18 protein-coding genes and 2 pseudogenes are annotated in these 20,148 nt (G+C 68.4%); 6 read left to right on the forward strand and 14 right to left on the reverse strand.

Annotated features, from left to right (window positions below):
• Both A9X04_RS06310 and A9X04_RS06315 read right to left on the reverse strand, forming a co-directional pair.
• A partial coding sequence (locus A9X04_RS06310) for a DUF2786 domain-containing protein (protein ID WP_067918782.1) occupies positions 1 to 587 on the reverse strand: 587 nt, incomplete at its 3' end.
• A gap of 37 nt (positions 588 to 624) precedes the next feature.
• Positions 625 to 1,419: an alpha/beta hydrolase gene (locus tag A9X04_RS06315; RefSeq protein ID WP_231985667.1), complete on the reverse strand. Its 795-nt coding sequence runs from the start codon at positions 1,417 to 1,419 to the stop codon at positions 625 to 627.
• Here A9X04_RS06315 and A9X04_RS06320 point away from each other — a divergent pair.
• Both A9X04_RS06320 and A9X04_RS06325 read left to right on the forward strand, forming a co-directional pair.
• A pseudogene (locus A9X04_RS06320) lies at positions 1,412 to 2,532 on the forward strand (sigma-70 family RNA polymerase sigma factor). The gene A9X04_RS06315 and the pseudogene A9X04_RS06320 overlap by 8 nt on opposite strands.
• A complete protein-coding gene (locus A9X04_RS06325) occupies positions 2,529 to 3,938 on the forward strand; it encodes an alpha/beta hydrolase domain-containing protein (protein ID WP_067918788.1) in 1,410 nt (469 codons plus the stop codon). Before A9X04_RS06320 ends, A9X04_RS06325 begins: the two are co-directional and overlap by 4 nt.
• Here the strand turns inward: A9X04_RS06325 and A9X04_RS06330 are convergent.
• Positions 3,935 to 5,077, reverse strand: coding sequence for a dihydrodipicolinate reductase (locus A9X04_RS06330; RefSeq protein ID WP_082974837.1), 1,143 nt, complete (start codon positions 5,075 to 5,077; stop codon positions 3,935 to 3,937). The genes A9X04_RS06325 and A9X04_RS06330 overlap by 4 nt on opposite strands.
• A 108-nt stretch (positions 5,078 to 5,185) precedes the next feature.
• Between A9X04_RS06330 and A9X04_RS06335 the strand changes: the two genes are divergently transcribed.
• The 4 genes from A9X04_RS06335 (at position 5,186) to A9X04_RS06350 (ending at position 9,364) form a co-directional block, all read left to right on the forward strand.
• Positions 5,186 to 6,010, forward strand: coding sequence for a MarR family transcriptional regulator (locus tag A9X04_RS06335; protein WP_067918792.1), 825 nt, complete (start codon positions 5,186 to 5,188; stop codon positions 6,008 to 6,010).
• A 21-nt stretch (positions 6,011 to 6,031) separates the two neighbouring features.
• The gene (locus A9X04_RS06340; protein ID WP_067918794.1) at positions 6,032 to 6,766 is read left to right on the forward strand and encodes a pirin-like bicupin family protein; all 735 of its coding nucleotides are present in this window, start codon (positions 6,032 to 6,034) and stop codon (positions 6,764 to 6,766) included.
• Positions 6,767 to 6,792: 26 nt separating this feature from the next.
• The gene (locus A9X04_RS06345; protein WP_067918796.1) at positions 6,793 to 8,169 is read left to right on the forward strand and encodes a YhgE/Pip domain-containing protein; all 1,377 of its coding nucleotides are present in this window, start codon (positions 6,793 to 6,795) and stop codon (positions 8,167 to 8,169) included.
• Positions 8,170 to 8,254: 85 nt separating this feature from the next.
• Positions 8,255 to 9,364 carry a phosphodiester glycosidase family protein gene (locus A9X04_RS06350; protein ID WP_156764239.1) on the forward strand — a complete coding sequence of 370 codons (1,110 nt, stop codon included), beginning with the start codon at positions 8,255 to 8,257 and terminating at the stop codon, positions 9,362 to 9,364.
• Here A9X04_RS06350 and A9X04_RS06355 read toward each other — a convergent pair.
• From A9X04_RS06355 to A9X04_RS06405, 11 genes and pseudogenes are all read right to left on the reverse strand, one after another.
• Positions 9,357 to 10,031, reverse strand: coding sequence for a YoaK family protein (locus A9X04_RS06355; RefSeq protein WP_067918800.1), 675 nt, complete (start codon positions 10,029 to 10,031; stop codon positions 9,357 to 9,359). The two genes, A9X04_RS06350 and A9X04_RS06355, sit on opposite strands and share 8 nt — an antisense overlap.
• A gap of 18 nt (positions 10,032 to 10,049) precedes the next feature.
• Positions 10,050 to 10,766, reverse strand: coding sequence for a mammalian cell entry protein (locus A9X04_RS06360; protein WP_067918802.1), 717 nt, complete (start codon positions 10,764 to 10,766; stop codon positions 10,050 to 10,052).
• Positions 10,733 to 11,287: a mammalian cell entry protein gene (locus A9X04_RS06365; RefSeq protein WP_067918804.1), complete on the reverse strand. Its 555-nt coding sequence runs from the start codon at positions 11,285 to 11,287 to the stop codon at positions 10,733 to 10,735. Before A9X04_RS06365 ends, A9X04_RS06360 begins: the two co-directional genes overlap by 34 nt.
• Positions 11,284 to 12,252 carry an RDD family protein gene (locus tag A9X04_RS06370; RefSeq protein ID WP_067918806.1) on the reverse strand — a complete coding sequence of 323 codons (969 nt, stop codon included), beginning with the start codon at positions 12,250 to 12,252 and terminating at the stop codon, positions 11,284 to 11,286. The genes A9X04_RS06365 and A9X04_RS06370 overlap by 4 nt, the downstream gene beginning before the upstream one ends.
• Entirely contained in the window at positions 12,249 to 13,016 is a 768-nt protein-coding gene (locus tag A9X04_RS06375; protein ID WP_067918808.1) for an Mce protein, read from the reverse strand. Before A9X04_RS06375 ends, A9X04_RS06370 begins: the two co-directional genes overlap by 4 nt.
• Positions 12,986 to 14,536: a virulence factor Mce family protein gene (locus A9X04_RS06380; RefSeq protein WP_067918810.1), complete on the reverse strand. Its 1,551-nt coding sequence runs from the start codon at positions 14,534 to 14,536 to the stop codon at positions 12,986 to 12,988. The genes A9X04_RS06375 and A9X04_RS06380 overlap by 31 nt, the downstream gene beginning before the upstream one ends.
• A complete protein-coding gene (locus tag A9X04_RS06385; protein WP_067918812.1) occupies positions 14,530 to 15,690 on the reverse strand; it encodes a virulence factor Mce family protein in 1,161 nt (386 codons plus the stop codon). The genes A9X04_RS06380 and A9X04_RS06385 overlap by 7 nt, the downstream gene beginning before the upstream one ends.
• Positions 15,687 to 17,300, reverse strand: coding sequence for a virulence factor Mce family protein (locus A9X04_RS06390; RefSeq protein WP_067918814.1), 1,614 nt, complete (start codon positions 17,298 to 17,300; stop codon positions 15,687 to 15,689). The genes A9X04_RS06385 and A9X04_RS06390 overlap by 4 nt, the downstream gene beginning before the upstream one ends.
• Entirely contained in the window at positions 17,297 to 18,889 is a 1,593-nt protein-coding gene (locus A9X04_RS06395; protein WP_067918816.1) for a virulence factor Mce family protein, read from the reverse strand. Before A9X04_RS06395 ends, A9X04_RS06390 begins: the two co-directional genes overlap by 4 nt.
• Positions 18,886 to 19,926: a virulence factor Mce family protein gene (locus A9X04_RS06400; RefSeq protein ID WP_067918818.1), complete on the reverse strand. Its 1,041-nt coding sequence runs from the start codon at positions 19,924 to 19,926 to the stop codon at positions 18,886 to 18,888. Before A9X04_RS06400 ends, A9X04_RS06395 begins: the two co-directional genes overlap by 4 nt.
• A pseudogene (locus A9X04_RS06405) lies at positions 19,923 to 20,148 on the reverse strand (MCE family protein); the annotation flags it as partial. The gene A9X04_RS06400 and the pseudogene A9X04_RS06405, both read right to left, overlap by 4 nt.

The following is a 20,148-nucleotide window of genomic DNA, read 5'->3' on the forward strand; positions in this document are numbered from 1 at the left end:
TCGTGCAGCTCGACATCCTTGTCCCGCAACGCAATAGCGGTGCCCGGTGGGCGTCGACGATCCTTGGTGGCCTCGCGCCGGGCCTCGTCGCGGGCCTCCGCCAGCCGCTGGCCCACCCGCGCCCCGAAGGCCAGCTGAAAGTTCAGCCGCGCGGTGATGGTCGGTGTGGGCCGGTGCGCGCCCGACGCGAGGTAGGCGTCCGACGCCCGCACCATCTGGACGACCAGGCTGGCGTAGAGCGCGTGGGTGGCGTCGATGTCCTCGGCGAACCCATAGGCGTACACGAACGTCGAGTTGGACGCCACGTCGCAGCGCACGTCGTTCGCACGAGCGATCAGCACGAACAGCTGCACATACGTGCGCAGGCCCTTGGTGCCCGCGTTTCCGATGGTGATGGTGCGCTGCGTCGGGGCCTGGGCCGGCGAGCGGGTGGCCGCATGGGACCGCGCCACCGCCAGGTCGATGGAGGACGCCGTCGCCAGCCGCTGGGCGGCGCTCATGAAAGCGTCCGCCTCGTGCGGGTTGTCCGTGCCCTCGGCCTGACGCAACAGTGCGGCGATGCGGGCCAGCATTTTGTCGTCGGTCATGTGCGCCAAACTACTCAAGCGATACGACAGCTTCGCCTCAGAGCCGCGCGGTGATCCACGAGACGACGTCGCCCAGCACCTGCTCGCGCTCGGGCTCGTTGAAGACCTCGTGGTACAGGCCCGCGTAGACCTTCAGTTCGACGTCCGTCGACCCCACGCACTCGACCAGGCGCCGGCTGCCGGCGACGGGGATCAGGCGGTCCTCGGAGCCGTGCACTACCAGCAGCGGCGCGGTCAGCGCCGGCGCGCGCTGCGGCATGGTCTCGCCGACCTGGAACAGGACCCGGCCGATCCCAGCCGGGACCTTGCCGTGATAGACCAGCGGGTCGCTCTTGTAGGCCGCCACCACCTCGGGGTCCCGGGAAATGGCGTCGACGTCCAGTTCCTGCACCGGCAGCCCCGGCACCACCGCGCCGAGCACCCGGGCGGCCAAGACCATCAGCGGCGACACCTGATCCTGGGCCGCCACGGCGGGCCCCGACAGCACCATCAGGTCGTAGTTGTCCGGGCGCTCGACGCCGTAGGCGAACACGATGGCGCCACCCATGCTGTGCCCGAGCACAACGCACTTGAGGCCCGGATGCTCGCGGGTGGCGATGCGGACCAGGCTGTCGAAGTCGGCGGTGTACTCGGAGATGTCCCGCACCAGCACCCGCTTGCCGCCCGAGCGGCCGTGCCCACGGTGATCCAGCGCGTAGGTGACCAGGCCCGCCGCACCGAAACACCGTGCGACGTGGTCGTAGCGGCGGGCGTACTCACCGAGGCCGTGGGAGAGGACCACCACCGCCCGCGGCGCCGTGTCGGGCGTCCAGACGTCGTAAACGATGCGCACGCCGCCGAATCCGTCGAAGTTCCGTTCGTCGCGGTTCACTGCACAGTCCTAGTCATTAGGGGCAGCGTAATGGCTCCCGGCGCAGGTCGCCCCGCCAGACACTGTCGTAGGCTGACCTTCGTGGGCCTGCTTGCGCACGACGCCGCCGACTCCGAACTCGACGGTGGGGATTTCTCGGCACACGCCGAGCCGTACCGTCGCGAGCTGCTGGCGCACTGCTACCGGATGACCGGGTCGTTGCACGACGCGGAGGATCTGGTGCAGGAGACGTTGCTGCGGGCGTGGAAGGCCTACGACCGCTTCGAGGGCAAGTCCTCGATGCGGACGTGGCTGCATCGCATCGCCACCAACACCTGCCTGACCGCGCTGGAGGGGCGGCAACGCCGGCCGCTGCCGACCGGCCTGGGCGCACCCAGCTCCGACCCGACCGCCGAACTCCACGAACGCCGCGAGGTGCCCTGGCTGGAGCCGCTGCCGGACCTGACCAACGACCCGGCCGACCCGTCGGTCATTGTCGGGTCCCGCGAGTCGGTGCGGTTGGCTTTCGTCGCCGCGCTGCAACACCTTTCACCCCGGCAGCGGGCGGTGCTGTTGCTGCGCGACGTGCTGCAGTGGAGGGCGGCCGAAGTCGCCGAGGCGATCGGCACCACGACGACCGCCGTCAACAGCCTGCTGCAGCGGGCCCGATCCCAGCTGGACGCGGTGGGCCCCAGCCAGGGCGACCGGTTGGACGCGCCGGATTCCCCGGAAACGCAGGACCTGTTGGCCCGCTACATCGCCGCCTTCGAGACGTACGACATCGACCGCCTGGTGGAGCTGTTCACCGCCGAGGCGATCTGGGAGATGCCGCCGTACGCCGGCTGGTACCGGGGCGCGCGGGACATCGTCACCCTCATTCACCAGCAATGCCCCGCCGAGTCCCCCGGCGACATGCGGCTGTTGCCGCTGGTCGCCAACGGCCAGCCCGGTGCGGCCATGTACATGCGTGCCGGCGACATCCACGTGCCCTTCCAGTTGCACGTGCTCGACGTGCGGGGTGACCGGGTGTCGCACGTGGTGGCGTTCCTCGACGAGGCGTTGTTCGCGAAGTTCGGGCTGCCCGGCTCGCTGTGACGGATTCGCCCGAGATCACACCCGCGCCCGGGCGGCCGCGCCTGTTGTTGGGCGCTTACGACCTCGCCGCCGTCGGCTATACAGCGAGGGAGTTCTTCGTTTCCGGGACTGCCACCTGCTACGCGCCCACCGCGCCGCTCGGGCCCGACGGGCGGTGGAGCGTGGCGCCCTCGGGCACAGCGGATTACACCACCCGAGTCGTGGTGCTGACGCCCACGGATCCGGCGCGGTTCAACGGCACCGCGCTGGTGGAATGGCTCAACGTGAGCGGCGGCATCGACGCGCCCGCGGTGTGGATGATGGGGCACCGGGAAATCGTGCGCGCGGGTTACGCGTACCTCGCCGTCTCCGCGCAAAAGGTGGGCGTCGACGGCGGTGCGAGCCTGCTGGGCGTGGACATGTCGCTGAAAAGCCAGGACCCGGCCCGCTATGCGCCGCTGCACCACCCCGGCGACGCCTTCTCCTACGACATCTTCTCCCAGATCGGCGGACTCATCCAAAGCGCCGGTCCCACTGGCGTTTTGGGTGAGCTACGCGCCCAACGCGTGATCGCGCTGGGCGAGTCGCAGTCGGCCATGTTCCTCACCACCTACGTCAACGCCGTCGACCCGCTGGCCCGGATGTACGACGGGTTTTTGGTGCATTCCCGATTCGGCCCCGCGGCCCCGCTCGACGGGGCGTCCATCTTCGACGACGCCGGCGCACCGCAGGCCGTCGCGTTCCGCCCGGACCTGCGGGTGCCGGTGCTGACGCTCATCACCGAGACCGACCTCTTCGGCGGCGCCCGGGAGGGCTACTACTTCGCGCGGCAGCCCGACAACCAATGGCTGCGAACCTGGGAGATTCCCGGGGCAGCGCACGCCGACAACTACACCATCCAGGTGGCACCCATCGACAGCGGCTCGGCACCGCTCGCGGACCTCGTCGCCGCGTACGCACCCACGAACACGCTGATGGGCCAGCGACTTTCGCACCACATCAACTTCGCCCCGCAACACCACTACGTGGTGCAGGCGGCGCTCGACGCGCTGAACACGTGGGTGTGCGATGGCCCGCCCCCGCCCGGTGCGGCGCCCATGCGGGTGCGCGACGTCTATGGGCCCCAACCCGTTCCGGATGCCAACGGCCTGGCGCAGGGCGGCGTCAGAACGCCGTGGGTGGATGTCCCGGTCGCGCGAACCTCGGGACTCGGCGGCGACGAGGGCGTCATGGCCGCGCTGTTCGGGTCCGGGGAGCTGTTCGACGTCGACACGTTGCGCCGGCTCTACCCGGGCGGCGTCACCGAGTACCTGGAACGCTTCACCGCCGCGCTCGACGCGTCGATCCGATCAGGCTTCATCCTGGCCGCCGACCGGGCCGAGATCCTCGAGCTGGCCGCCGCGGCCTATCCCGACGACCGGCCTTAGAACAGCCGGCTGTCCGGCGGCGGCCCCGCCACCGGGCGGACCAGTCCGGCCCCGGTGACCAGCGGCAGGTCCAGCGCCGAGAGCAGCCCGGGCGGGGCCGCGCAGACCGCCGGGATGGAGTTGACCATCCGGGATGCCCCCGCGATGCGCGCACCCAGGTCGTGGTCGTGGTCTTCGGCCATCTCGAATTCGCAGCGCATGGTCGGCGATCCCTCGATCTCCACCCGGTAGAGGCCGCGGCCGGAGGCCTGCCCGTAGCCGAGGTCCTTCGGCGGGATCGAAATGTGGGGCTGCGGCCAGTCCGGGGCGATGTCGTCGCGCATCCGGGTCACGTGGTCGAGGACGAAAGTCGGCTTGCCGCCCACGTATCCGGTCAGCGTGGAGCGCATGGCCGCGATGGTGCCGGCGGCGACGTGGCCGGTGGGCGTGTCGAAGGACTCCGCCGCGGGAATGCGTTCGTTGCTCTCCTCGATGTCGTCGATCGTGACACCCAAGCCGGCCGCGAGCTGATGTAGGACAGGGCCCCAGCCGAAGGTGAACATTCCGGGCTGGGCGGCGAACGCCTGGTAGTCCGGCGGCTGGCCGAACCCGAGGATCTCGTACACGGCGGCCCGGTCCGGGTAGGTGGCGTAGTTGAACATCTCGGTCACTCGCACCCAGTCGATGGCCCGCGCAACGCCGGTGAGCACCAGCGGCAGAACGTCATTGGCGAAGCCCGAGTCGATGCCGGTGGTGAAGAACGACACCCCGCCGTCCAGCGCGGCCTGCCGCAGCCGATCGGTGAACACCGCGCCCGCCGGACCCAAGCCGTCCGGAAACACCAGCGGCACCACCGAACACGACACCACGTTCTTTCCGGCCCGCAAGATCGAGGCCATGTCCTCGACCGCCTCCAGCGGCCGCAGGTTGGCACCGGCGGCATACACCACCGCGTCGGCGTCGCCGGCGAGCAGCGCCGCCGGATCCTGGGTGGCGACCACCCCGACCGGCGTCGTTCCGCACAGCTCCCCGGCGTCGCGGCCCGCCTTGGTGGCGCTGTGCACGACGAGGTCAACCAGCTCCAACTCCGGGTGGTCGATCACGCCGCGTAAGGCGATCACGCCCATGGAACCCGGCCCCCACACTCCCACCTTGATCACTTTGGACCGTCTCCTAATATTAGGATGGTTATCCTTGTATTTTGGACGGATCGTAGGAAGGTGGACATCAGCACGTCAACCGCCAAATCACCGCCGACCGCCCGGGTAATGGATGTGCTTGCCGCTCTTGCGGATTCGCCAACCGGCCTGATGTCCGCCGAGGTGGCCAAGCGCTGCGCGATCAGCACCTCCACCTGCGCCCTCGTCCTGGCCGAATTGGAGGGTCGCGCCTGGGTGGCGCGCCGCGAAGATCGCCGCTACGTCCTGGGCAGTGGCCTGTTCGGTCTGGTGCATGGGCTGCGCCTGCAGTTCCCGCTGCTCGACCGCGGCCGCGAAGCGCTGCGGTTCCTGCACGAGACGCTCGGCGCGGGCTGCTCGATGTCGAAGATCGGCCGGCGGCACCTGACCACCGTGGACGCGGTCGGTCACGGCACCGACGGCGGGCAGGCCGTGGGTCAGCGCTTCCCCATCGACCCGCCGTTCGGCCTGGTCGCGATGGCCTGGCGCGACGACGAATTCGTCGATGCCTGGCTGCACCGGGTGACGCCACGGCTGACCGGGACGGAGATCGCCGAACACCAGCGGGTGCTCGCCGACACACGGGCCCGCGGGTACGGCGCGTGGCGGTTCGACGACACCCACCAGTCATTGCACCACCGGCTGACCGACCTGCTCGCTTCGCTGGAGCCGACGGCCCAGGTCACCCGCCAGCTCACCACGCTGATGACCGTGGTGACGCTGCAGTCGGTCGCCGATGTGCTCGAAACCGACTTGGCCGCAGCCGAATTCGTGGTGCTGCCGATCTTCGCCCACGATGGCCAGCCGGAGTACCAGGTCGAGATCCACCTGGGCCGCTCCCCCGGACTGACCCTGCCCGAACTCGACGCCGCACTGCGGCACGCGCAGGGGCTGCTCGCCGCGACAGTGGCCTGACCACCCGATTACAGTGAGCACATGTCCGCCCACGCGCACGTTCGGCGTGCGGCCGAACGTGCCGTCACCACGACGCCGTGGCTGACCTCCCGGCACTCGTTCTCGTTCGGCGACCACTACGATCCGGACAACACCCATCACGGGCTGCTGCTGGTCAACAACGACGACATCGTCGCGCCCGGAACAGGATTCGGCACGCATCCGCACCAGGACATGGAGATCGTGACCTGGGTCCTGCAGGGCCAACTGACGCATGAGGACTCCATCGGTAATCGCGGCGTGATCTATCCCGGCCTGGCCCAGCGCATGTCGGCGGGCAGCGGAATCCTGCATTCGGAGAAGAACGAGTCAACCACGGAGCCAGTACATTTCGTGCAGATGTGGGTGGTGCCCGACCAGCCGGACATCACCCCGGCCTATGAACAGCACGAGATCGAGGCGGACGCGCTGGAGGGCGCACTTGTGACGATCGCCTCGGGCATCCCCGGCCGGCCCGGAGCCATCGCCCTGCACAACCGCAACGCCGCACTGCACGCCACGCGGTTGCCCGCCGGCGCCGCGGTGACCCTTCCGCAGGCGCCCTACCTGCACCTGTTCGTCGCGCGCGGCGCGGCCACGTGCGAAGGCGTCGGCGAGCTGCGGGAGGGTGACGCCGTCCGGTTCACCGACTCCGGCGGCCGGCTTGTCACCGCGACCGAACCGTCGGAGCTGCTGGTCTGGGAGATGCACGCTGAGCTGGGCGCCCCGAGCCCATAGAGTGGGCGTGACAGACAGGAGCCGGCATGTCTCAATCGCGGCCGCAGCACGCGGCGCCCAACCCCGACCGGAGCATCAAGGCGGTCCGCACGGTGCGGTTCTGGGCCGCGCCGCTGGTCATCACGCTGGCCCTGATGTCGGCGTTGTGCGCGCTCTACCTCGGCGGGATCTTGAACCCGATGACCAACCTGCGGCACTTCCCCATCGCCGTGGTGAACGAGGACGCCGGGCCGGCGGGGGCGGAGCTGACGGGTCGATTGGTCAACGGCCTGGACAAGAACAAGTTCGACGTCCGCGTGCTCACCCGCGACGCGGCCAAGCATCAGCTGGAGACGGGACACGTATACGGTTCGGTGCTGATACCGCCGAGCTTCTCGTCGAAGCTGCGGGATCTGGGCGCCAGCGCGGTGCTTCCCGGTCCCGCGGAGCGGCCGGTGATCACGATTTCGACGAATCCGCGCGCGGGCACGCTGGGCGCCAGCATCGCCGGCCAGACCCTGAACATGGCGATGGGCGTGGCCAATGGCGAAGTGGGCGAACGACTTCTCGCGCAGGTCAAGGCGCAGACCGGCGGCGCCCCGCTCGCCGGGGCCGCCGAAGAGGGCCTGTCCACTCCGATCGAGATCGAATCGACCGTGTACAACCCGCTGCCCGACGGCACCGGTAACGGGCTGTCGGCCTTCTACTACGCCCTCCTGCTCCTGCTCGCGGGGTTCACCGGCAGCATCGTGGTCAGCACCCTGGTCGACGCCCTGCTCGGTTACGTACCAGCCGAATTCGGGCCGGTGTACCGCTTCGCCGAACAGGTCAGGATCTCGCGCTTCCAGACGCTGCTGCTCAAGTGGGCCATCATGGTGCTGCTCGGGCTGCTCACCTCGGCGGTGTATCTGGCGATCGCCCACGGGCTGGGCATGCCCATCGATCTCGGCTGGCAGCTCTGGGCCTACGGGATGTTCGCGATCGTTGCGGTGGGCATCACCTCCAGTTCGCTGCTCTCGGTGCTGGGCACCGGCGGCCTGCTGGTCAGCATGCTGATCTTCGTGATCCTCGGGCTGCCGTCGGCGGGCGCCACCGTGCCCCTGGAGGCCACGCCGCCCTTCTTCCGCTGGCTGGCCGAATTCGAGCCCATGCACCAGGTCTTCCTGGGCACCCGGTCGCTGCTGTACTTCCACGGGCGCGCGGACACCGGGATATCGCAGGCGCTGGTCATGACCTCGATCGGCCTCGTCATCGGGCTGCTCCTGGGCGGCGTGATCACCCACCTCTACGACCGCAAGGGCTACCACCGGGTCGCGGGGGCGGCCGAGATGGCGATCGCGATGGAACACCAGGCGCGCCAGGGCAAGCACGAGCGGGCAGCCGAACCCGAGTCCGAGCCGGAAACCTCAAGCGAGCCAACGTAATTCGAATGTCGCCCAAGCGTCATCCTCCCGTGACCTAGATTGACAGTGTGACGGATGTGGCTGATGATGTTGATGTTGATGTTGCATCCAGGTCCGGGCGGAAAGGGCGATCGTGCTGACCCGACGCGCCAGCTTGCGCCGGCTGGTGGCCGGCTGCACCGCCGTGGTCGCGTGCGTCGCCCTCGCGAACAGCACCGGACTGCCGGTGGCGCGCGCCGCCGACGGCCGCGACCTGCTGGCCAACGCCATCGAGACCACCAAGGGTTCCTATCTGGTCTACAACTTCGGCCCGGGTCACCCGGCGCCGATGCTCAACGCGGGCGGCAGCTGGTATGAGATGAACAACGGCGGCCACCTGATGATCATCAAGAACGCTGCGGGACGGCTGTCGCCCCACCTGCTGGTCGATACCCACCAAGGCGATCAGGCGCGCTGCGAGAACAATCCCGGCGCCCGCACCGCCGAGGGGCTGTGGCAGGCGTCGGAACTCTATGCGCCGCTGCAGGCATGGCAGCGGATGGGCCAGCCCACGATCGCGATCAACGCCAACTTCTTCGACGTGCGCGGCCAGAAGGGCGGCTCGTGGCGGCAGACCGGCTGCAGCTCACCGCTGGGCGCCTTCGTGGACAACACCCACGGCCAGGGCCGCGCCAACCAGGCCGTCACCGGCACCGTCGCCTACCCCGGCAAGCAGGGGCTGTCGGGCGGCGGCGAGAGCTGGAGCGCCTTGACGACGATGATCCTGCCGTCCGGCGGGGCGCCATACGTGGTGTGGCCGAGGACCAAGAACGACTACGACTCCGCCACTCCCGTGGTCGCCGACCTGCTGAACAAGAACGAGCGGTTCGTCGCGGTGTCCGGGATCGGGCTGCTGGCCCCCGGCCAGAATGGGCAGCTGCACGACGGGGGACCCAGCGCCGCGCGAACGGCCCTGGCGTACTCGAGGCAGAAAGACGAGATGTACATCTTCGAGGGCGGCAGCTACACACCGGACAACATGCAAGACCTGTTCCGCGGGCTTGGCAGCGACAACGCCGTCCTGCTCGACGGCGGCGGGTCGTCGGCGATCGTGTTGCGCCGCGACACCGGCGGCATGTGGGCGGGCGCGGGCTCGCCGCGCGGGTCGTGCGACACCCGGCAGGTGCTCTGCGATTCGCACGAACGGGCGCTGCCCAGCTGGCTGGCCTTCAACTAGTCGGGCCGAAGCGGAAGATCAGCATGCTGGCCGCCACCACCGCAGCGGTGACCGCGAAGACCGGTGCGACGACGAATCGTGACATCGTCGCGCCCAGGAAGGCGCCCGCGCACATCGTCGATACGACGCTGAGGCGCAACGCCTGACGGGCGCCGGTACCGCCGGCCAGGCGGCTGTCCAGGCCGAGGCTGACGATCGTCGACGTCAGCACCGTGGTGGACAGTTCCTGGATCCCGAACTGGCGCGCGCTCGAGTGCTGCAGGCCGAACGTCACCGCGAGAATGCCGATCATGACCAGCTTGGTGTTGTCGTGATACCGCAGGATGCCGGTGCCGGCCAGCGTCGCCAACACCAGCAAAAGGGCGATCTCCGTTGCCAATACGGTGGTGATCCACGCCCGCGCCCGCTCGGCGAAATGCCGCGACACCCGACCGCTGAGGATCGTGGTGCACACGAAGGTGGGCAGGGCCACCACGACCGCGGTCAGGTCGATGCTCGTTCGGGGCGCCAGCCAAAAGCCCAGGAAGATAACGTTTCCCGTCATGTTGGCCACGAACACATGCCCGAGCACCAGGATGCTGATCGAGTCCGCCAGTCCGGTGGCGAAGGTCAACAACAGCAGCGCCGCGACGGTCGAGCGCTCCGACACCGGCGAGGTCACGGCCATGGGTCGTAGCAGACCGCGCTAGACGTGCGGCGTCAAGTCCAGCGACGTGATGGTCGTCATCCTGGTCACCAGCCACCGGTTGTTGGCGCGCTTGAGGAACAGCCGGTAGGACAGGTACTTCAGCGAGGGCACGTTTTTGGTCAACGGGCTGGTGGATGTGGTGTTGGTGTACACGATGACCACGGCGTTGGCGTCATCGATCGATTCGACGGCCGCGCCCGTGACGTCGGTGTGGTTGGTGATCTTGGCCTGCTTGTTGGGCGCCACGATGGCGTCGACGAACTTGCGGTACTGCGCCTCGAAATCCCCGCTGAGGTAGCGCGACGCGCGGTCGGCGAGGGTGTCCATGTTCTCGGGCGTGTAGGTCCACAGCGTGGTGATCGCCTCGGCCGCGGTCCGCGCCACTTTGAGTTTCGTTGCCGCGGCGGCACGATCGGCCAGGTATGGCTGCACCGTCGCACCGGCGAAGGCCGCCGATCCGACGAACAGCACCGCGGCCGCGACGACGGCGATCGCCAGCCGCTTGCCGGCCAGCCATCGCTGCCTCGTGCGAACGCCGGGTTGCGCGTCGGCGGCCGCATCGTCGTCCGTCGTGGATTCTTCTGCGGCAGAACCGCCTTCGTCGGCGTTTGGCGAATCCGCGCGTCCCTCCGGCGCCGGCCCCTCCGAGGCCGGCCCCTCCGGGGCGGTCTCGTCGGCGGCTAGATCACCTGCTGCAGGTTGCTGATCTTCCACTGCTTCCCTTCCTGCGCGGCGGTCGCCGTCCACCGGTTGGCGTTTTCCCAAACTTGTTTACCGTCAGGCGATTTGGTGCTGACCGCGGTCGCCACGATGACTGTTGCGCTGCCATCGTCGTTCCATCGCTCCACCCCCGCGTCCAGGACGGTGCCGGTGGCCGGTTCGGCGCGGGCCACCTGTAGCAGGATCTCGTTCGCCTTGTCGCGGTACTCCTTGGCGAAGTCGCCGGTCGCCTGGGCGAGAACCCGTGTCACGTAATCGTTGGCATGGAACGGGTCGATGGAGGTGAACTGCGTCATGAAGCCGGTCACGTAACTGAGCACCTCCCGGTTCCTCGACGCGGCGCGCTCGCGGGATTCATGGTCGGCGAGCATCAGGCTGCACACCGTGATCGCGGCCGCCATGAAAACGGCGGCGACGGCGCTGGCCCACGCCAGGCCCCAGGGCCGCCCGGGCGGCACCGGGCTCGGGACCAGCAGGGGTTGCTCGTCCGGCGTGAACTTGCGGCGCGGGCTCACTTTTCGGTCCCGGCCGGTTTGGGCTTGGTGAGCACGGTGAGGTCGTCGACGAGCCAACGGCCGCCGTCCTTGGTGAACGTGACCCGGACGGTGGCGGAGATGTAGCGCTCGTCGGGTGCGGCGCCGCGCCGTCCCTGCATGAACATCAGCATCGTCGCCCGATCCGGCGACGCCGACTGGATCGCGTGGTCGGTCACCCAGTACTCGTTGATGACCGGGGTGCCCTTCTGCACCATGTCCTGCTGGGCGGCCAGCTGCTTGCGGTATTTGTCGGTCGCCAACGCCAGGGCGCGGGCGAAGTCATCGTGCAACGACTTGGGGTCGTAGGTCAGCATTTGCGCGACGATCTTGGGCCCCTGCGTGTCGAGCTGGGCCCGGGCCCGGTCGGTGGCCCGATCGGGGGCGAACACCGCCGCGTAGCTGATCGCCGCGCCGGCGATGCACAGCGCGGTCGCGCCCAGCACCACGACGGCCGTCCACCGGCACACGCCGAATGCCGGCTCGGCGGGTTCCCGACGTCGCACCTCGGTGCGCAACAGCATGTCGGCGAAGGTGCGGCGCCCCGAATCCCACAGCGGCCAAAGCCATCCCACCACCGAGACGGTGTCGAGCAGGTGGGCCAGGTCGCGCAGCAGCAGCGTCCACGGCCCGACGGGCTCGCCATCGCGCCGCGCGACCGCCACGCCGAAGAGGGCCCGCCCCACGCTCCAGCCGGTGACCGTCGGCAACAGCAGCCGGTTCGCCAACGCCAGCAGGATCACGATCCCGATGGTCGCGACGCAGAGCCACCACCACACGCCTCGCGGCGGAACGGTGAAGAAGACCAGCGCCAGCGTGGCCACCGCGGCGGCACCCGGCAGCACGTCGACGGCTAACGCACCGGCACGAAGATGCCAGGGCGCCAAGGCATTCGGCGTGGGCTCCTGGGCGGCCGTGGCCGGTGGCTTCTCGACCACCACCGTCACTTCGTCACCTGGTCGAGCTTGGCTATCTTGTATTGGCCTTCGGCCAGAGCCATTTTCACCCGCAGCCGGTAGCCGGTCTCGTTCTGCGTCTGATCGTTGGCGACCTTGACGCGCACCGCCACCAACACATCGACGGAACCGTCGGGATTGTTGCGTTCGACAGCGGCCCGCATGTCGGACACCTGGACATGGACGTTGGCGGCCTGATACGCCTGGACGAGCATGCTGGTATAGAGCAGCGCCTGGGAGCGGAAAGCGTCGGTGCCGCAGTCGATGATCTTCTGTTCGCTCGCGGCCATCGCGTTGGTGTCGGGGGCCTGGGTCGCCGAGACGCAGTCGACGGCGGCCTTGAGCGCCGCGGCGTCATTGCGGGCGATCGCCTGGCTTTCGTGGTGGTAGCGCAACGCGAAGTAGCCGCCGGCGCCGGCGGCCGCGGCGCAGAGCACGAGCACCGCAGCGATGCCGGCCAGCCAGCCCCGCCCCAACCGCGACGGGCGGCGTGCGGCGGCGGCCTCATCGGGTGCGGCCTCGGGACCGGTCTCCTCGCTTGCGTCCTCCGGTTCGGCGGGCTCCTCGGCCGTCACCGCTGGGCTGATCGGGTCGGCTCCGCCCTCGGATTCCGGGGAATCCTCGGCCCTCACCTCGGGGCTGGTCGGGTCGGCGGCGGCCGCCGTGTCCTCGTTCTTCGGACGCCGTCTGCCCAGACGGGGAAACTTCGGCATCGGTGGGGGGTTCAGCCGGCTGGTGCCAGCATCTCCTTCCATCCGTCGTCTCCTGTTCTGGCCGAGTTTTCGACAGAGTATTTAACCCCGTCTGGCCCTACCAGTTCACCGCTTTGGGGACTGTAGGTCGCCACTGGTGGCCCGCTGGGCGTGTAGACACACGGGTTGGGCTGCTGGCCGTTGCACTGCACCGTACCCGACCCCGGCCGCGACAACGGGTCGCTGGTCGGCGGAGGAGTCCCGGCGACGCGGTCCGAGGGGGCCGGGTTCAGGCCGGTGTCGATCGACGGCGCCGGGATCACCTGGCCCGGCTTCACCGGCTGGTCACAGCGGGCCGCGGGCGCGGGGCAGGTGAGGATCTGATTGGGATCGCCGTACCAGGGGTTGGTTCCCGCCGGAACGTACGGGTTGGGGTCGCGGCATTCCCGCGGTGTGGCCGCCCGTTTGCCCTCGATGTCCGTACACGGGATGTTGCGCGACCCGCGCACGCTGTTGGCCGGGGTGTCCATCGGAATCTTGCAGTAGGTGCCCGACGGCAACGGCTGAATGCTGGTGTCGGCCGGGGACCGCCATTCCGATGCCGGGATGAAGCCGGTCAGGCACGGCGGCGGCTGGTTGATCGACAACGCCAGGTCCAGTGCCGCCATGTTCGGGAACGGCGCCGCCACCGTCTGGGCGATCGACGCGCCCTGCGGCAGGAACACCAGTACCTGCTCGACGCCGGTGTGGTACCGCTTGAGCAGGTCGAACACCACCTCGAGGTTGGCCAGCGTCTGCGGCAACGAATCCCGCACGTCGTTGAACACCTCGTTGACCTGGTCGGCCGTCGGCGCCGCCTGGCGCAGCACGCTTTTCACGTGCTGGTCTTCCTGGGCGGACTGCGCGCCCAGCCTGTTCAGGTTGCGAGCCCAGCGCTCGATGGCATCACCGGACTTGACCTGGCTGTCCAGGATCGGTCCCGAGTTCTGGATGATGTCGTTGACGTCGGTGATGTTGGTCTTGAAATCACCGACGATCGCCTGAGTGGAGTCCACCAGCCGCTGCAGGGCCGGACCCAGTCCGCCCACGGATTGCGCTGTCTCGTCGAGCAATTGGGCGATCTTGTCCTTGGGCAGCACGGCGAGCCCGCGGTTGGCCGTGTCCAGCGCCGGACCGATCTCGGCCGGCACCGTGCCCTTGGTGATCGTCTGACCGTCCGACAAGAACTTGCCCGGGTTCCCGGTCGACTCCAGGTCCAGGTACTGCTCACCGACGGCCGACACCGAGTGCACGTTGGCCGTCGCGTCGGTGGGGATCTTGTAGCGGCTGTCGATGCTCATCGTCGCCTCGGCGCCCCGCTCGGTCGGTTCGACGTCGGTGACCTTGCCGATGGTGATGCCGCGATACGTCACGTTCGCCGTCGGATACAGGCCGCCCGACGCGGGCAGCTCGGCCTTCAGCGTGTACCGGCCGACGCCGACCAGGCTCGGGATCTGCAGGTAGTACACCCCGAGCACGAGCAGCGAGATGACGGTCAGGATCCCGAACGCGATCAGCTGGCGTCTGACGAAAGGAGTCAGCAATTCCTGTCCCCCCTTTCCACCAGTGGCCCGCCGGGCGCGTCATTCGGGTTCGGCGTGTAGCGGACGTCGGGGATCATCGTCTCGGGATCACGCCCGAACGACTGCTCGAGCGCGCGCAGGGCCCCCGACAATCCGGTGCCGGTGAGGAACGCGTTGTCTACGGAGCTGTAGGTCACGTCGAGCGTCAGCGAGATGTTGATGTAGTCGCCGCGGAAGATCTTCGGCACCGTGTCGATGTCGAACGGCTGCGTGAGGATCAGCTTCAGCGCACCGATCAGATACGGCGAGGCGCGGCCCAGCTCTTTGAGCGGGCATTGCAGCGCCTGCAGGTCGGTGTGCAGGGGCCCGCGGGCTTCCGACAGGTACTGGTCGGCGGCCTGGCTGAGGCGTCCCACCGCGTCGACGGCGTTGATCAGCAGGTTCTTGGTGTCGGCGAAATGCTTGACCAGCGGCGGGATGTCGGTCAGCACCCGGTCGAGGACGTCAGCCCGGTTGCCGACGTAGCCCAGCAGCCGGTTGGTCGAGTCGATGGCGTGGGTGATGTCGTCGCGCTGCTCGTTGAGCTGGTTGGTGAAGGTGTCCAGCTTGCCCAGGAAGGACCGGATCGCCTCGCCGCGGCCGTTGAAGATGTTGTAGACCTCGTTCTGCAGCACCTCCAGGTTGGGGATGCCGCCGCCGCGCAGGATCAGCGACAGGCTCGCCAAGGTCTGCTCGGTGGTCGGATACGACGAGGAATTCTTCAGCGGGATGGTGTCGCCATCCTTGAGCAGCTGCGGCGACGGGTTCGGCGGCGAGGCGAGCTCGACGTGCTGGGAGCCCAGCAGCGAGGTCTGGCCGATCTTGGCGGTGGCGTTCTTGGGCAGCTTGACGCTCTTGTCGATGCCCAGGGTCAGCGTGGCAATCCAATTCTTCAGCTCGATCTTCTTGATCGACCCGACGAAGACGTCGGCCACCATCACCTTGCTGTTGCCGTTGATCGCCAGCGTGTCGGGGACCTGCACGTAGAGCGTCATGGCACCCGAGCCGCTGCCGGGGCCACCCGGGATCGCGACGTTGGAGATCCCACGCCAGCCGCACGAACTCAACACCAGCGCGGCCACGAGCAGCACCAACCCCTGCCAGGCCCCGCGGCGAACCAGACTCAACGACCTCACTGGCCACCCCCGAGGTCAGCGGGGACGGCCGGCCCACCCGCGTTGGGTGCGGGCGCCGCGACCGGCGCCGGCGTTGGGGCCACCGGGCCCGGGGCCACGCCGGGCCCCGGCGGCGGTGGCTGGATCGGCACCGGCGCGTTCAGGCCGATGGGCGGCACGATCGGGTTCTCGTCGTAGGCGTTCGGCGGTCCCGGCGGGGTCTGCAGATTCGACTGGACCGGCGCGATGTTGGGGCCTCCCATGAGTTCGGCCAGCGAATCCGGCGTCATCAGGCCCGCGGTGATCGGCCCGACCTGCTGGCCCTGCATCCCCGGCGCCACGATCCAGCCGGGCTGGGTGTTGCGGTGCGACGTCGGGGTGTCCGGGACCCAGATGCCGGGCACGGTGGTGTCCTTGTATCCGTTCGGCGGGTGCAGCCGGTCCTCCGAATAGGCCACTTCCTTGGGCAGGGTCTCGGCGGTGCTGAACAGGTTGGCGCCGAACGGCAGGTAGTTGAACTTGATGGCGTCGAGGATCGGCGCCAGGTATTGCGCGCACAACTCCGCGGACTCCTGATAGCCGAGCCGGCTGCCCGCCTGGATCGAGCTGCAGATGAACTGCATCGGGTTGGCGAAGTTCGTGATCGCCGGGATGGCGACCACTGATCCGTGCGACGGGTGATAGATCTGGTTGATGTTCGCCGCCGCCGTCGGCAGGACGTGCAACGCGGTCTCCAGCCCGTTGAGCGGATCCGGCTGCAGGATCGTGTTCGTCACGGTCGCCAGGTTGTTGATGTCGTAGGTCAGCACCTCGCGGTTCTTGTCCAGGAACGGGCGCACCGTGGACAGCAGGCCGTCGAACTGCTCGATGGCGTTCGACAGGTCGCTGTCGTTGTGCGCGAGCCGCGTGGTGAACTCCGCCAGGTTCTGGTTCAGCGCGACGAACTGCTGGTCGTCCTTGTGCAGCGCGTTGACGAACAGCGCCAGGCTCTTCACCACGGCGAAGAAGTCACCGCGGCCCTCGTTGAGCGCGGTGAGCGCCTGCGACAGGTTGCTCAGCGTGGTGTTGAACTCCTTGCCCTTGCCGGCCAGCCCGTTGGCATAGGACTCGATGACCTCGCCGAATGGTCCCGTCGGCTGCTCCGGCGTGGGGCCCAGTTTGGAGATGATGTTGGTGATGCTGTTGCGCAACTGGTCCCATTCCACCGGGACCTGGGTGCGCTCCTCGGGGATCACCGCGTTGTCGGCCAGCACCGGGCCGCCCTTGTAGGGCGGCTCCAGCTGGATTGCCCGCGAGGCCACCAGTGTCGGGTTCAGGATCACCGCGTTGGCGTTCGCCGGCACCCGATACTTGTTCTCGTAGTGGAAGGTGACCTTCATCTTGTCGCCGGCCGGCTCGATCTTGTCGATCGCGCCGACCCGCATGCCCATGATCTGGACCTTGTCGCCCGGGTACAGCGCGTTGGCCGCCGGGAAATAGGCCACCACCGTGTTGTTGGTCAGCTTCTCGAAGAGCCGCCACCCGACGAACCCGACGACGATGGCCAGCACGATCACCAGCGAGCCGAGGATGACGGTCGCCCGGGTCAGTTTCGGTAGCCGGATGTTCCGGATGTCAAAGGCGGTGCTCAATTCTGGCTACCTCCCCCGGCTGCGCCGCTGCCTCCCGATCCGCCGGGGTTGATGAAGGGTGCCGGCAACTGTTCGCCGGGCCCGGGTGGTGCCGCCGGCCCCGGCGGGAAGCCGGGCGCGAACGTCGACGGCGGCGGCGTCGGTCCGGCCGGCGCCAGGTTCTCGGTGCGCGCACCCGGCGGCGCCTGGGCCGGCAACGGAACGGGCGTCCCCGGAACATCCGGCGGCGGGTCACCCGGCCGCCCGGCGATCGGGATGCCCGGCGTCGGTGGCAGACCGCCCGGGTTGGGCGGCGAGGTCATCACGTCGACCGGCGCCGGGAAACCCGGGCCGCCGAACGGACCGATACCCCCACCGGCACACGGCAGCGGATTCCACGGCCGCGGCAGGCCCTCGTCGCCGACGGTGACGTTGCCGCCCGGGTTGGCCGGGGTGTAGGAGCAGGGCGACCCCGGCGGGACGGCCGGCCCCGGATGCTCCGGCGTGCCCTCAAGCACCGGTGGCGCCGGCGGCGGTGCGCCGTTGGGGAACCGGGTGCCGTTGGGGTCGGGCCACCGGAACTCGGGCAGGCCGGCGCTACGCCAGAAGTTCTCCGGGTCGATGCCGCGCTTCTTGAACGCGGCGTCCACCCACGGCTGGATGATCTGGTAGAGCGCGAGGTTGTGCAGGACCACCTTGAAGAACGGCCCCGACGCGATGGCCTCGTTCAGCGACGGCAGGAACTTGCCGACCTCGGTGAGCCCCGCGGCGACGTCGTCCTTGCGCTCCTTGAGGATGTCGCTGACCTGACGCAACTGCTCGAGCACGTGGTTGAGGTTCGGGTTGTCGTTGATGAAGCCCTTGACCTGCTCGGAGAAGGCGGCGACGTTGGCCAGCAACGCGTTGATCGCCTGCCCGCGCTCGTTGAAGGCGGCCAGCAGCGTCTTGGTGTTGACCAGCAGTCGGTCCACCTGCTCGCTGCGGTCACCCAGCACGCTGGCCACCTGGTTGGCCTGGGCCAGCAGGTGCTTGACCTGCTCGTCGCGCTTGCCGATCGTGTCGGAGAACTTGGCCACCCCGTCGAGCGCCGCGCTCAAGTGGGGGTAGGTCTGGTCGATGGTCTGCGACAGCACGTGCAGCGATTCCTTGACCGTGTCAATGTTCCAGCCCTGCGCGGCCTTGGTGACGTCGAAGAACGCGTCGTAGATCTGGTAGGGCGTCGTGCTCTGCCCGATCGGCAACGAGTTTCCGGGCCTCAGTTGCTGATTGCCCCGGTTCTCGACCTCGAGGATCTTCTTCCCCAGGATCGTGTCCGTCTTGATCGCCAGCCGGCTCTCGGTGCCGATGGACGCGGTCCCGAGGTTGAATTTGACCAGGATGTGGTCGTTTTCGATGCTGATGGCCTCGACCTTGCCGACGTCCACGCCGGCGATGCGCACCTTGTCACCCACCCCGATGCCCCCGGTATCGGTGAACTGGCCGTAGTAGTGCGGCTTCGCCATCAGCATGGGCACGCTGGTGAAGCTCTGACCCACGCCGATGACGAGCAGGGTCACGATGATGCCCATCAGCCCGATGCGAACCCGGTTGGGCGGTTCCAGTGTTCTCATTGCGGCGTGCACCTACCCGTCGGCTGCTGGAATAGCCGGACCGTGCGGACCGGGCCGCCGCCCTGCAAACCGTTGATCTTCAGCGTGATGTCGCAGGCGTAGAAGTTCACGAAGTCGCCGTAGGAGCCGATGGCGCGTCCGATCATGTTCAAGGCGGTGGGCACCCTCTTGAGGTAGTCGTCGAGGCCGTCGCGCTGGTCGATGAGCGGCTGCTGGATCGCATCCAGGTAGTTGAGCGTCTTGTGCAGCAGCCCGCGGTCCTCGGCGAGCAGGTCGGCGACCGTACCGGCGGCGTTGCTGATGTGCGCGGTCCCGCCTGCCAACTGGTCGCCGTGATCCTTCAGCCCGGTGATGAGCACCTCGAGGTTGTTGACCGTCTGGTCGAATTGCTGCCGGTGGCGGACCGTGGTGTCCAGCACGATGTTCAGGTTCTTGATGACCTCGCCGATGGCCTGGTCGCGCTCACCGAGCTGGTTGGTCAGCTGCGCGGTTTGGTCGAGGATGTCGTTGATGGTGCCGCCCTGGCCCTGGAACACCGTGATCAGGGACGTCGCGATGGTGTTCACCTTCTGCGGGTCCAGAGCGCGGAACAGCGGTTTGAAACCACCGATCAGGGCGTCCAGGTCCAGCGCAGGCGAGGTCCGCGACATCGGGATGAAGCCGCCCTTGGGCAGGATCTTGTCGGCGCCCTCGCCCTCGCCACGCTTGAGCTCGAGGTAGCGGTTACCGATCAGGTCGAGGTAGCGGATCTGCGCCGTCGTCGACTGGTACAGCGGCACCGAGCGGTCGACGTTGAACTTCACCCGCGCCCGCTTGCCGCCGTCGGCCAGCTCGACCGAGTCGACCTTGCCGATCTCCACCCCGGAGGCGCGGACGAACTGGCCCGCCCGCAGCCCGCTGGCGTTGGCGAACTCGGCCGAGTACGAGGTCGTGCGGTCAAACCGCATCTGACCGAACACGACGATGATCATCACAGTGAAGATCAGCAGCACCAACGAGAAGATGCTGAGCCTGACGATGGTTCCGGTGATTTTCATGGGTTGATCGTGTTATCCCCTACTTGGCGGCCCCAGACGTACTCGATGGCGTACGGGGAACCGGTGTCGAGGTGGTTGTACGGCGCGATGCTGTTGCCGCTGTCCATCACCAATTCGGGTGCGGGCCACAGGTCGTGGGTGATCTGCTGCCAGCAGCCGGGGGCGCCCCCCGGCCCGCCGCGCGCGTTCACCCGCGGCAGGTTCTCCGGGTAGGTGTACGGG

This window comes from Mycobacterium sp. E3247, assembly GCF_001667785.1.
GTDB lineage: Bacteria > Actinomycetota > Actinomycetes > Mycobacteriales > Mycobacteriaceae > Mycobacterium.

Bases quoted from the DNA above. Each gene is read 5' to 3' on its own strand.
- A9X04_RS06335 (WP_067918792.1), top strand. From the start codon at position 5,186: ATGGATGTGCTTGCCGCTCTTGCGGATTCGCCAACCGGCCTGATGTCC.
- A9X04_RS06340 (WP_067918794.1), top strand. From the start codon at position 6,032: ATGTCCGCCCACGCGCACGTTCGGCGTGCGGCCGAACGTGCCGTCACC.
- A9X04_RS06345 (WP_067918796.1), top strand. From the start codon at position 6,793: ATGTCTCAATCGCGGCCGCAGCACGCGGCGCCCAACCCCGACCGGAGC.
- A9X04_RS06355 (WP_067918800.1), bottom strand. From the start codon at position 10,031: ATGGCCGTGACCTCGCCGGTGTCGGAGCGCTCGACCGTCGCGGCGCTG.
- A9X04_RS06375 (WP_067918808.1), bottom strand. From the start codon at position 13,016: ATGGAAGGAGATGCTGGCACCAGCCGGCTGAACCCCCCACCGATGCCG.
- A9X04_RS06395 (WP_067918816.1), bottom strand. From the start codon at position 18,889: ATGAGAACACTGGAACCGCCCAACCGGGTTCGCATCGGGCTGATGGGC.
- A9X04_RS06400 (WP_067918818.1), bottom strand. From the start codon at position 19,926: ATGAAAATCACCGGAACCATCGTCAGGCTCAGCATCTTCTCGTTGGTG.